The sequence below is a fragment of the Bacillus sp. YKCMOAS1 genome (assembly GCF_030268125.1).
Taxonomy (GTDB): Bacteria; Bacillota; Bacilli; order Bacillales; family Bacillaceae; genus Bacillus; species Bacillus safensis.
Genome location: NZ_BSEI01000008.1, coordinates 12,260 through 24,872, shown reverse-complemented (window position 1 = coordinate 24,872; position 12,613 = coordinate 12,260). Strand labels below are relative to the sequence as shown.

Below are 12,613 nucleotides of genomic sequence, written 5' to 3'. Positions count from 1 at the left end.
TCCTCCCATGCTGAGATTTTATGATCAGTATGTGCTTTGCTTATCATTCTTATACCTTCTTGTTAAAATCATTCATCACTTCTAAAAATGGCTTTTTTAAAGCTGCTTCACAGGCCTCGACAGACGATTGAATGGCTGATGCGATATCAGGCTGTTCCTCTTCTGAGAAACGTCCTAGTACGTAATCAACGACCTTCATGCCGTTTTGAGGACGTCCAATGCCGATACGGAATCGGTCAAATTCAGGTGAACCTAAATGTTGAATCAATGATTTGATTCCATTATGCCCGCCTGCACTTCCTTTTGTACGTAAGCGAATTCGGCCAGTTGGCAAATCAAGATCATCATAGATCACTTTCAAATGTTCAAGGGGAATATCGTAATAGTCCATCAGCGGACGCACACATTCTCCTGATAAGTTCATATATGTAAGCGGCTTTACAAGTAGAACCTTTTGCCCCGAAACAAACCCAGTTCCAAATTGTCCATGGAATTTTGATTGATTTAAAGGAATGTCCCATTTTTTCGATAGTTCATCTATTGTCATAAACCCGACATTATGTCTTGTTTTTTCATATTCTTTTCCTGGATTACCCAATCCAACGAATGCAATCATGAAACCAATAACCTCCTTTGTCACACAGCACACGCCTAAAAAATGAGCCAATCAGATTGCCTCATGTAAAACGTATGAATTCTTTTCATTCTAGCACAAAAGACGCAACCGCGGGAGGGTTACGTCTCTAAATGACCAGTTATTCTCCATCGTCATCCTTTTCTTTAATAGCCTCAGGCTCTTGCGGCTCCTCTTCGCTATCTGGCTCAGGAACCTCTGATTGCTGAGGCGGCAGAATGGATGCAACGACTTCTTCTGGATCGTTATTGATTTGATAAGATGACTGAACAGGCAGATCAGCAACTGTTAAGACATCATTGACTTCTAAGTTTGTAATATCAGCTTCAATATTCTGCGGGATATCTTTTGGTTTCGCTGTAACAGATAGTTCAAATAGTGGCTGCTGAAGCACACCACCATCTTTTACCCCTTTAGACTCGCCAATCAGCTGCACTGGTACATCCGCGTCAATTTCACGCTGTAAGTCAACGACTTGGAAATCAGCATGGACAAGTTCGTTTTTCAGCGGATCTGTTTGTAACTCTGTCACCATCACAGATTTCGTTTCACCACCCACGTCTAAGGTAATGATTGTATTCTTCCCTTCATCACGTAAGGTTTTTAATAAGTCGATGCTGTCTAATGAAACAGCCAGGCTGTCTGTATTTTTTCCGTATATGACACCAGGAACGTGTCCTGAATGACGGATTTTTTGCAGTGTGGAACGTTTGAAATCAGTTCTTTTATTTGCTTTTAAAGTTGCCATATTCAGCACCATCCTATTTCTTTTTTGTCACTACTCTCATAATTACCCATAACCGAATCATTTTAAACATGTTTGCCTGTGATTGATGAAAGCAAAAAGACCCTAAGCTGATGCCTAGGGCCTTTTCCATAATAAAATTAGCTGAAAAGGTAGCTCACAGATTCTTCTTCATGTACACGGATGATGGCTTCTGCAAGCAAAGGCCCAACTGAAAGCGGAATGAATTTTCCAACTTTCTTGTCATCAGTTAATTGAATACTGTTTGTCACAACTAATTCTTTAATTTTAGAGTTTGTGATGCGTTCTACTGCTGGTCCAGACAATACTGGGTGCGTACAGCAAGCATAGACTTCAGCTGCTCCATTTTCGACTAGCGCATTTGCTGCAAGTGTAATGGTACCAGCTGTATCAATGATATCATCAATCAAAATAGCTGTTTTGCCTTCAATGTTACCAATAATGTTCATGACTTCAGCAACGTTTGGCTTTGGACGGCGTTTGTCGATAATTGCGATTGGCGCTTTCAGGCGGTCTGCCATTTTACGCGCACGCGTCACACCACCGTGGTCAGGAGACACAACAACGATATCATTCAAGTTCTTCTGTTCGAAATAGTTTGTTAAGATTGGCACAGCCATTAAGTTATCGATTGGAATATCAAAGAAACCTTGGATTTGCGGCGCATGAAGATCAAGTGCAATAACACGTGTAGCACCTGCTGTTTCAAGCAAGTTTGCAAAAAGCTTCGCAGTGATTGGCTCACGAGGTTTTGCCTTACGATCTTGACGTGCATATCCGTAATAAGGGATCACAATATTGACAGTTTTCGCAGAAGCGCGTTTTAGCGCATCCACCATAATGAGCAGTTCCATAATATGCTCATTGACTGGCGCACTTGTTGATTGAATGACATAACAATCACAGCCGCGGATACTTTCTTCAATATTGATTTGGACTTCACCGTCACTAAAGCGTTTAACAGAGCTCTTTCCTACATCAACTCCGATACGATCGGCAATTTCTTTGGCAAGTTCAGGGTTTGAATTCAAAGAGAATATCTTTAAATTCGCATCAGCATAACGATTAGACATGGTAAACCTCCGGGTATTTGGATTATTTTTTATGAATATTTTTCACATAATCTTCTTTATTGACTTGTCTTGCTCTAGCAATAGACAGTGCATCCTGCGGTACATCTTCTGTAACTGTTGAACCGGCTGCAACATATGCCCCTTTTCCGACAGTGACTGGTGCAACGAGATTTGAATTACAACCAATAAAGGCGCCGTCTTCAATCTTCGTTAAGAATTTGTTTTTCCCATCATAGTTGACTGTAATGGAACCACAGCCAAGATTTACATCAGTTCCGACCTCTGCGTCTCCAATGTAGCTTAAATGAGATGCTTTGCTGCGGTCTCCGAAAACTGTTTTCTTGATTTCGACAAAATTCCCGATTTTCACTTCATCGCCAATTTTCGACAACGGGCGAATATGAGCAAACGGTCCAATTGTCACATCAACTCCAACCTCACTATCGCAGACGACAGATTGCTTAATGACTGTTCGATCTCCGATGATGCTGTCAACAATTTCAGTGTTTGGCCCGATAGTGGCGTCTGCACCGATTTTTACATTCCCTTTGATGACCGTCCCAGGATAAATAACTGTATCTTCACCGATGACAGCATCTGGCGAAATATACGTGTTCTCAGGATCAATCAAGGTCACACCATTCTTCATATGCTGATGATTAATACGTCGCTTCATGAATTGCTCTGCTTGTGATAGAGCGATACGGTCATTAACTCCAAGTGTTTCTTCAAAATGCGGTGTTTGATAAGCTGCAACTGTTTGCCCTTCATTTTTTAAAATTTCAATGACGTCTGGCAAGTAGTATTCACCCTGTGCATTTTCATTCGACACTTGCTCAATCACACGGAAGAGATCTTCATTTGAAAAGCAATAAGTCCCTGTATTAATTTCATTCACTTGACGCTCTGCATCGTTCGCATCTTTATGCTCCACAATTTTTACGACAGCACCTGTTTCGTCACGAATAATTCGGCCATAGCCTGTCGGATCGTCCGCATGTGCTGTTAAAATAGTGACTTTCGCTTGATGTTTTTGATGCTCGCTTAACATGGCTTCCATTGTTTCCGCTGTCAATAATGGCGTATCACCACAAATGACAATGGTTGTTCCCTTTTCCTGCGCGAGGAACGACTTTGCTTGTTTGACGGCATGAGCTGTTCCCAGCTGTTCTTCTTGAAGTGCATACTCACTTCTGTCTCCAAGCTGCTCTTTGACGTCCTCTGCTCCATGACCGACAATCGTCACTAGCTTGGCTAAAGAAAGCTTTAACGCTTCATCTGCCACATGCTCGACCATTGGTTTTCCGCAAACTGGATGAAGTACTTTATATAGCTTCGACTTCATTCTCGTCCCTTTTCCCGCTGCTAAAATCACTGCGAACCGCTTATCCATTGATTGGCCTCCAATATCCCTATTATCCATAGAAAAATATATCCTAAATAAAGACTGATTTCAAGGATACAAAAGGAAGTACAATAATTTTCTAACAGATGAAAGACTTAAGAAACAAGAGAAAGAACGCAAAAAAGACAGCATTTAAAAGAAAACATTCATTTTCTCTTAAAGCCGTCTTTTTAGGTTTAAGTATGATTAAGAAGCTCCAGCTTCTTCATATTCAATTGTCTCTTCCTCTTCGCCTAAGCGATGATATTCATTTAATACAGCATCTTGGATTTTACCCCGAGTGCTTGAATTAATTGGATGTGCAATATCGCGAAACTCTCCATCAGGCGTGCGTTTGCTAGGCATTGCAACAAACAACCCATTGTTTCCATCAATCACACGAATATCATGAACAACAAATTCGTGGTCCAGCGTGATGGATGCAATCGCCCTCATGCGACCATCGGTATTCACGCGGCGTAATCTTACGTCAGTAACTTCCACAGTAGTTCACCACCTTTTCCCAATATAAAAGCATTACTTAGGTATTCAACGATCGTGGTGATTCTCCTGCTCTTTTTTTAAACTTTTTTTGAAATATCGGGATATTTATACATTATTTGTCATATTCGTGACGGCGCTTACATCCTCAGCATGAAAAAAGACATCATGATGATGTCTTTCCCTGCATATGATGAAACCAAACGGCTTTCATCGAGAGTGCCTGTTTATTTTACTAGTGCAACTACTTCTATTTCTACAAGCGCATCTTTTGGAAGTCTTGCCACTTCCACGCATGAACGAGCTGGCTTATGTGTATGGAAATACTCACCGTACACTTCATTCACTTCAGCGAATTGTTCCATATCTTTGATGAAAACAGTAGCTTTCACGACTGTTTCAAAGGAAGCACCTGCTGCTTCAAGAACAGCCTCAAGATTACGGAATACTTGATGTGTTTGTTCTTTAATATCTCCATTAACAAAATCTCCAGCTGGGGTTAATGGAATCTGCCCTGAGCTGTAAAACATGTTATTGACAATAATTCCTTGAGAGTAAGGTCCAATGGCTGCTGGTGCATGTTTGGTTTGAACAACTTTTGTCATATCAATCTCTCCCATTCAAATACATGTTTAATTAAAGCTTACGCTTTCGAATGAAAAAACTCGTGGAAATTACCTTCATTGATCTCAATGATTTTTTGCTTCATATCAATGGTTGAAAGCTTTAACAACGAGACATATTCATCAACAAGACGTTCATCTACGCCTTCATCTTCTAAAAGAACACCGATTCCTGCAACATTTGCATTAAATTCCTCAAGCAAATTCATCATGCCGTTAATGGTTCCGCCCGCTTTCATAAAGTCATCAATAATCAACACATTGGAGCCTTTATCTAAGCTGCGCTTTGCAAGGGACATGGTTTGAATTCGGTTAGAAGAACCTGACGCATAATTAATACTGACAGTTGATCCTTCGGTTACCTTATTATCTTTTCTAACGATCACAACAGGCACATTTAAATAACCCGCAACAGAATAGGCAATTGGAATCCCCTTTGTCGCAACGGTCATGACGACATCAATCGCACGGTCCGCAAAGATGGTCGCAAACAGCTTACCGATTTTCGCAAGAATCGATGGATTGCCTAAAACATCGGTTAAATATAAATAACCGCCAGGAAGTACACGTTCAGGAGTTGATAATGCCTCTCCGATATCGTTTACTACGTCATCTGCTTCTTTTAGGTGAATTTTTGGAATATATTTCACTCCGCCAGCAGCGCCAGGTACAGTAAGTAATGTGCCGATTCCCTGCTGTTCGAAGGTCTGTTTGATAATCGTTAAGTCTTCACTAATGGAGGACTTTGCAGATTGATATCGTTCTGCAAAAAAAGTTAAAGGTACTAGTACGTGCGGGTGGGCTAACAAATAATTTGTTAAGTCCACCAATCTGCCGCTTCGACGAAACTTCATGAACTTACCCCCAGAACCCGAATAATTTATGAATAATATAACTTAATATACGGATTTAATCAAGGGCATTTTGTTCGCCGATCATGCGGACAGCGTATACTTGATCACAAAATCCTCTCAGTCCGTTATATATTCTTTGTACCTTCGATTCATATTGAATCAGGCCAAATACAGTTGGGCCGCTTCCACTCATTAATACAGCATCAGCACCGAAACGCTTCATCTGTCTTTTGATCATATCTACTTCCGGATACATCTTTAATGTCACAGACTCCAGAACGTTACCGAGTGAGCCGCACATCTCTTTATAATCTTTCGCTTCAATGGCTTCAATCATACGCTGTACATTTGGGTGTTCTACTTTGCTTGCGTCATATTGTCTATAAACTTCAGCTGTAGATACCCCAATCACCGGCTTCGCTAAAATCACCCAGCAATGCGGCGGTGTCGCGATATGCTTCAGTTTTTCTCCACGTCCTGTCGCTAGTGCTGTGCCTCCGTGTACACAAAAAGACACATCTGAGCCGATCTCCGCTCCAAGCTCAGCTAGTTCATCTAACGTGAGATTTAACTTCCACAAACGGTTTAAACCGCGAAGCGCTGCTGCAGCATCACTGCTGCCTCCAGCTAAACCTGCTGCCACAGGAATTGCTTTTGTGATGACAATCGATACCCCTTTTTGAATACCGAACCTTGTTTTGAGTAATTTAGCCGCCTGATAAGCCAAGTTACGCTGATCATCTGGCACAAATCGATTATGAGATGATACACGGATTTCATCTTTGTCCAGCTCCGTCAGCTCAAGTCGATCTGCAAGGTCTATTGTTGTCATCACCATCTCCACTTCGTGATATCCATCCGGTCTTTTTCCATGTACATCAAGTGAGAGATTAATTTTTGCCGGTGCTTTTTCTAAAATACGCAAACATTTCACCTACTTCTCCATCTAAACATAAGTATCAATATTGTATCACATTTGATGGATCTGATGAATATTGGCTTTTACGCCCAGCACACTGACTTTTTCAACAAAAAAGCCAGAGACACCCGAGGTATCCCTGACCATTTTTCTATCGTTGATTCTCATCCTGAGCCATGTGCTGCTGAGCTAATTCGATGGCACGTTTGACCATATTACCTGCGTCACGTGCACGAATTTCTCCCCAGCCTCCATTTTTGACGGTATCATAAAATCCAAGATCCTTCGCCAGCTCGTATTTGAACTCATCTGACATAATGCCTCGGCGTCTACCCAAACGAAACAGCCCCTTTAGTCGAGAATTCGAATCAGTGCCACTGCTTTTGTGGCTTTCTTATTTTGTATCGAATCCTTTCTTTTACCCCTTTCAAAAAATGGACAGACTCCCATTCAGAAAAAAAGGCAAAACAAAAAGCAGTAAACAAAAAGTTCACTGCCCATTAATAGGCGACTGAGCTAGCGGCATCATCGAACGTTAATTCGACCGTCTCAGTCAGTATATCTGCATAACTGTAAGAAACTCTTTCAAACGAATTCTCATCTTGATCTAATTGAATCACAAATACAGAAGGGTACGTTTCAGCTAAAATGCCCGAACGCTCAATTGTTTTACGGCGGCCTCCGTTAGCCTTTAACGTCAAACGTTTACCTAAGTTACCATCAAGCGATCTTTTGATGTCGGACAAAGTCTTCGCCATTGCATCCACCTCACTGAGATAATTATACAACAACGGCCCATTTTTGTCAAATAAAAATTAAATTATATCAACCAACACGAGCCATTGTCAACAAAATAATTTTGACAAACTTCTACCTTTTCTCCTCCCTATTTTTCTCAAATTCCGGTGAATTATGTATCCATTTGAAATTTCTTTTTACACATAGAAAAAACCTGACTGAAATCAGTCGGGTTATGTCGATTCATGGTCTTTTTTATATGGCATACCTACCCTTAAAACACCCTTCGTCTCGATGCCTCCGAGACCTTTTTCTCTTGTTAATGTATTACGAAGCACATCCCACACATTGATTCGATCTACAAATGGAGTGAAGCTGATCTTCGCAACGATATAGACGGGGTCGAGCGCATGGATGTTCACACGTGAAGGTGAGCTTGCAAAATTGGCACCTGCTTGAATCAATGATTCGAAATGAGATTGACAGGCGCCCGCAAAGATCACAAGCTGATCTAAATGAGGAATTTTCTTTCTTGCTTTTTGAACCGTTTCAACGAAATGACGAGAATGGCGATAAGCACCAATATCATTTACGCCGCCTTTTTGCTTGGAATACGCATCATGCCCTGTAATGACCAAAATATCAGGCCGATATTGATCAAGTAACGAGTCGATCACGCTTGGCATTTTCTTCTCATGACAATGCACTCCGTATACAGGCACACCAATTCGTTCATATACATCTAAGCATTTCTTTAAGTATGAAGCATCTCCATCTAAATGAAGGACCTTTCCAGGCATGTGAAAATACTGCTCCTGATGCTGATATTGTCCAGAAGTATAATACTCTTGTTTTTCACGCAGCAGCTGATAATCCTGTCTTAGTAAGTCGAGCGATTCATTAATCTTCCGTTCGTCGTCCTTCTCCCTTGTCAGCTGCTCCTCTTTTTGAATCAAGACGAGATCCGACATCTTAGCATCAGCAATCAGCCTCACTTCATTCCCATGCAATATGGCAGTGGCTTCGTGCTGATCTGTCTCATCAATTCGAATGATTCGAAACATAATATCCATTTGATAGGATGCCCTCGTCACCATATCTCCTATTTGAAATTGCATGCTTTTCACTCCACAATCAGGCTCATATCCTGTTGGTATCGTCTTGCCCTAAACATATTCATCTTTCATATGTGCTGTTCTTTCTAGCCTATGCCTGAACAGTTGAAGTGGTGAAGAACTAAAGAAAAAAGCCCTTACGATAGGGCTTTTTGTAAAACATTCGACAATCTGGCAAATTCCTCAATGGATAATGATTCTCCGCGGCGCTTTCCATCAATATCTGCTGTTTGAAGAGCTTCCTCGATGATCGCTTTATGTTTTTTTCCATCAGGAAAATTGTTCATCAAATTATTCATCAATGTTTTCCGGCGCTGGCCAAAGCTCGCTCGGATCAATTGAAAGAAAAACGCATCATTTTCTACTGAGACAGCAGGCGTTTCACGAACAGTCAGCTTAATCACAGCCGAATCAACATTTGGCTGTGGAACAAAAACCGTTTTAGGCACAACCATCACCGTTTTTGCTTCCGTATAAAATTGAACTGCAATAGACAACGAATTGTATTCCTTTGATGAAGGGACAGCTGCCATACGATCTGCTACTTCTTTTTGCAGCATGACCACGATTCCTTTCAATGGAAGGTTTTCTTCAAGCAATTTCATAATAATCGGTGTTGTCACGTAATACGGAAGGTTGGCTACGACCATCACTTCTTTACAGTCAGCAAAATTTTCTTCGATGACCTTTCTCACATCCGCCTTTAATACATCTTGATGAATAATCGTGACATTATCATATGGAGAAAGCGTATCGTTTAAAATAGGCAATAAACGCTGATCGATTTCAAAAGCGGTGACTTTCTTTGCACGTTTAGCGAGCTGCTCTGTCAATGCGCCGATACCAGGCCCAATTTCAATGACGCCGGTCTCATCTGTAACCTCTGCGTGATCGACAATGCGATCTAAAATATTTGTATCAATTAAGAAGTTCTGCCCTAAGCTCTTTTTAAAAGAGAAACCGTACTTCTTTAGTATTTCCTTCGTTCTGACGGGTGTCGCAATATCTTTATTCATCGGCTTCCTCCTGCATGACGGTCTTTAAGGCCGCAATAAAATCATGTTTGGTTATTTGGAACATGTGAAGGCGCTTTTGCAGCTGCTTCGCATTGGTATATCCTATATTTAAAAGCACTCCTAGTCGTTCGCGGCGGCGTTTCGATGCTTCGCCTCCAATAAGGCCTGCGTCAAATAAGTCGTCTAATGTAATGTCACTTTCCGATTCTTCCATTTCTTCATGGACATGGGCAAGACATTCCCGAATACTGTCCAGGGAAGCATGCTCGACACCAATTCCTTTATCCCGCTTCGCCTTCGCAAGATGCTTTGGCAAAAAAGCGTGCTTACAGCCAGGAACCGCCTCTGCGATGGTTTTACGGATCTTCTCACCAGGAAAATCAGGATCTGTTAAAATAATGACCCCTCTCGTCTCCTGAGCAAGACGCACTTGTTGTATGACTGTATCGCCAATGGCAGATCCGTTTGTTTCGATCGTATCTGCATCCACCGCCATCTTCACTCTGGCAGTGTCATCACGACCCTCCACCACAATGATTTCTTTGATTTTCATGTATTCCTCCGCTTGCAAAAACAATCTACATTTTTTGGTTAAAAAAACGAAACCTTTCATGCTGTTTTTGCGTCTAATTAATTAGAAAACAGTGCTTCTATTATAACCAAAAAAACAGAGGGTGCGCAAAGCCCTCTGTTCATATAAATGATTTGATGTGTTTATTTGAGTACTCTAATTTTCACTCGTTTATTTCCCCATTGATAAGCTGCCGACTTACTTGGGACGAACACATCAATTTTATTCCCTTTTATAGCAGATCCAGTGTCTGATGCAACGGCATAACCATAGCCTTCCACATATACTTTTGAGCCCAGCGGAATGACACTCGGATCAACTGCTATGACCTTTGCACCCGGATTCGCTTTTAAATCAAAACCTGTAGACGTTCTGCCCGTACATCCAGCACAGCTCGCTGTATAGGCTGTTGACGCCACATAAAATTCTTTTCCTGAAGACTCATTGCTTCGTGAAACCACAGGGGACGCTGTAGGCTCCTTTTTGGTCACTTGTGTACCAATAGCCACTAAACGGTCCTTACTATCTTTTTCGGTCACTTCTTTAATCAATTCTTTAGACACCACTTTGCCGTTTTCTTTCACAATGGCATAGTGCTTCTTCAATTTACCTTCTTCACCTTTTTTAAGTACCTTCTCTTTCCCTTTTTCAAGAGAATGGTCCTTTTTATGTTTGGTATCAAAAGCAATTTTCTCTTCCACTACATCGGTGACTTTTTCCACCCGAGTGATCTTTATATCTGCGCTCTTTTTAGAAAGGTTACTATGTAACGCAGGCTTGATCTTATCGTGCTTCTTGAGCTTCAGCTCTTGTTGCTTTAAAAAGTCAGCGACCGTAGTCGAAGTGGTCCACACTTTTTTATCTTTTCCTCCATCATTTAAGCTGACCTGGAAGGCCTGCTGAACCACAAGCTTCATATCCTTTGTTAACTTGTCATTCTTTCCTGGAGTGACTTGATCGTGCTTCCCGATATCTATCTTCTCATTCTTCAATAATGCTCCAACCGTCTGATCTGTTGTCCATATCGTTTTCTCTTTCCCATCTAGGGTCAGATGAACCGGTATAGCCGCATCATACACAATGTTCATATTGTCTTGAATCTTTGTATTTTGACTTGGAGAGATATAATCCTCCGCCTTGGTCCTTATGCCAAGGTCTGAAAGCAGCTGTGCTACTGTCTCTTCATGTGTACGAATTGTCTTCTCTTTACCATTGATTGAAATGGTAATAGACTGCTTAGTGAGCTCATGCGCACCGTAAGCCGTCCCAGTTCCAGCTAAAAGCAAGCAAACAACTAGTAATAAAACCTTGCCTTTTCCTAGCTTAACAGAAAACAGATTTTTCATTTTTTGTACGATGAAAAACGCCTCCTTCTCCTCGGAGAGATTATATAGAGTATCTCAAAACCTGTCAACCCTTCCACCCACTGTACAAAAATGCTCGATTGTAAACCTATTATGGGAGATTTATGGAAAGAAGGGAAGAAAGACTTATCGACAACTTATCCTATGAGGAGGCGCAAACGTGTAGAACTTTTTCGTTATGTTTCACAATTGGACAAGCTTAAACAAGGATTGACATCATATACTGTCAGTTTATACGGAAAACTTTTTTTGCATTTTTTGTTGTCAATTCGGCAAGCTCTTCAAAGCTGATTTCTCTCAGCTCCGCAATTTGTTCTGCGATATATTTGACATAACTTGGCTCGTTACGTTTCCCCCTAAATGGTACTGGCGTTAAGTATGGGCAGTCTGTTTCAATCAAAAGCCGGTCACTTGGTATCTCTTTTACAACTTCTTTTGGCTTTTTGGCATTTTTAAATGTCACGGGTCCACCGAATGAGATGTAAAAATTCATATCCATACACACTTTTGCAGTTTCTAAGCTGCCCGTAAAGCAGTGCATAATACCTCCAACCTCAGCTGCTCCCTCTTCCTTTAAAATCATCACGACATCTTCCGTTGCGTCACGGTTATGAATAACAATTGGAAGATTCACTTCCTTCGCAAGAGCAATTTGGCGTCTAAAGACTTCCTTTTGTACATCTTTTGGTGACTTGTCCCAATAGTAATCCAGACCCATTTCTCCAATCGCAACCACTTTTTCGTGTTGAGATAAATCTTTAATCCAAGCCAAATCTTCATCTGTCATATCAATAGCATCGACTGGATGCCAGCCGATAGCTGCATATATGAAATCATACTCTTCAATTAATTCCATCGCTCTCGTAATTGTCGGACGGTCAAACCCCACCACCACGATTTTCTCAACTTTTTCGCTTTTCGCTCTTTCGATCACCTGCTCTAAGTCTTCCTTATATTGTTCTGCATTCAAGTGGGCATGTGTATCAAATAACATTGTTGATTGCTCCTTTCGACAATTCTCCTAAAAAACAAAAGGTGTTCGACGAAATGTTACA

At 41.2% G+C, this 12,613-nt stretch carries 15 protein-coding genes; all 15 read right to left on the bottom strand.

All coding sequences use genetic code 11. The features are described from left to right. Positions 1–49: 49 nt before the first annotated feature. The 15 genes from pth to QSJ46_RS18475 all read right to left on the bottom strand — a co-directional run bounded on the left by pth (position 50) and on the right by QSJ46_RS18475 (position 12,552). Positions 50–616, bottom strand: a complete 567-nt coding sequence (gene pth, locus QSJ46_RS18545; protein ID WP_024425643.1) for an aminoacyl-tRNA hydrolase — start codon at positions 614–616, stop codon at positions 50–52. 139 nt (positions 617–755) lie between these two features. Then, on the bottom strand, positions 756–1,382 hold the full coding sequence (locus tag QSJ46_RS18540; protein WP_039175914.1) for a 50S ribosomal protein L25/general stress protein Ctc: 627 nt from the start codon (positions 1,380–1,382) through the stop codon (positions 756–758). A 137-nt stretch (positions 1,383–1,519) separates the two neighbouring features. Further along, complete coding sequence (locus tag QSJ46_RS18535) at positions 1,520–2,473, bottom strand: ribose-phosphate diphosphokinase (protein ID WP_024425641.1); 954 nt, start codon at positions 2,471–2,473, stop codon at positions 1,520–1,522. A 22-nt stretch (positions 2,474–2,495) separates the two neighbouring features. Then, the gene (glmU, locus tag QSJ46_RS18530; protein ID WP_024425640.1) at positions 2,496–3,866 is read right to left on the bottom strand and encodes a bifunctional UDP-N-acetylglucosamine diphosphorylase/glucosamine-1-phosphate N-acetyltransferase GlmU; all 1,371 of its coding nucleotides are present in this window, start codon (positions 3,864–3,866) and stop codon (positions 2,496–2,498) included. A gap of 198 nt (positions 3,867–4,064) precedes the next feature. Next, positions 4,065–4,361 (bottom strand): septation regulator SpoVG, encoded by a 297-nt coding sequence (gene spoVG / locus QSJ46_RS18525; protein WP_008357439.1) that lies wholly within the window; start codon positions 4,359–4,361, stop codon positions 4,065–4,067. A gap of 224 nt (positions 4,362–4,585) precedes the next feature. Then, the gene (ridA, locus tag QSJ46_RS18520; RefSeq protein ID WP_024425639.1) at positions 4,586–4,963 is read right to left on the bottom strand and encodes a 2-iminobutanoate/2-iminopropanoate deaminase; all 378 of its coding nucleotides are present in this window, start codon (positions 4,961–4,963) and stop codon (positions 4,586–4,588) included. Positions 4,964–5,001: 38 nt separating this feature from the next. Beyond that, positions 5,002–5,835 (bottom strand): pur operon repressor, encoded by an 834-nt coding sequence (purR, locus tag QSJ46_RS18515; RefSeq protein ID WP_024425638.1) that lies wholly within the window; start codon positions 5,833–5,835, stop codon positions 5,002–5,004. A 55-nt stretch (positions 5,836–5,890) separates the two neighbouring features. Next, on the bottom strand, positions 5,891–6,760 hold the full coding sequence (gene ispE, locus QSJ46_RS18510) for a 4-(cytidine 5'-diphospho)-2-C-methyl-D-erythritol kinase (protein ID WP_019743558.1): 870 nt from the start codon (positions 6,758–6,760) through the stop codon (positions 5,891–5,893). A 145-nt stretch (positions 6,761–6,905) separates the two neighbouring features. Further along, entirely contained in the window at positions 6,906–7,091 is a 186-nt protein-coding gene (locus QSJ46_RS18505; RefSeq protein WP_012008653.1) for a small, acid-soluble spore protein, alpha/beta type, read from the bottom strand. Between the two features lie 163 nt (positions 7,092–7,254). Continuing rightward, positions 7,255–7,512: a biofilm formation stimulator Veg gene (veg, locus tag QSJ46_RS18500; RefSeq protein WP_024425637.1), complete on the bottom strand. Its 258-nt coding sequence runs from the start codon at positions 7,510–7,512 to the stop codon at positions 7,255–7,257. A 213-nt stretch (positions 7,513–7,725) separates the two neighbouring features. Beyond that, positions 7,726–8,610, bottom strand: a complete 885-nt coding sequence (gene yabG / locus QSJ46_RS18495; RefSeq protein WP_024427198.1) for a sporulation peptidase YabG — start codon at positions 8,608–8,610, stop codon at positions 7,726–7,728. Positions 8,611–8,744: 134 nt separating this feature from the next. Beyond that, the gene (gene rsmA, locus QSJ46_RS18490) at positions 8,745–9,623 is read right to left on the bottom strand and encodes a 16S rRNA (adenine(1518)-N(6)/adenine(1519)-N(6))-dimethyltransferase RsmA (protein ID WP_039175905.1); all 879 of its coding nucleotides are present in this window, start codon (positions 9,621–9,623) and stop codon (positions 8,745–8,747) included. Next, the gene (gene rnmV / locus QSJ46_RS18485; RefSeq protein WP_017359323.1) at positions 9,616–10,176 is read right to left on the bottom strand and encodes a ribonuclease M5; all 561 of its coding nucleotides are present in this window, start codon (positions 10,174–10,176) and stop codon (positions 9,616–9,618) included. Before rnmV ends, rsmA begins: the two co-directional genes overlap by 8 nt. A gap of 161 nt (positions 10,177–10,337) precedes the next feature. Next, entirely contained in the window at positions 10,338–11,540 is a 1,203-nt protein-coding gene (locus QSJ46_RS18480) for a G5 and 3D domain-containing protein (RefSeq protein ID WP_099662811.1), read from the bottom strand. Positions 11,541–11,784: 244 nt separating this feature from the next. Further along, a complete protein-coding gene (locus tag QSJ46_RS18475) occupies positions 11,785–12,552 on the bottom strand; it encodes a TatD family hydrolase (protein WP_285605150.1) in 768 nt (255 codons plus the stop codon). Between the last annotated feature and the right edge of the window lie 61 nt (positions 12,553–12,613).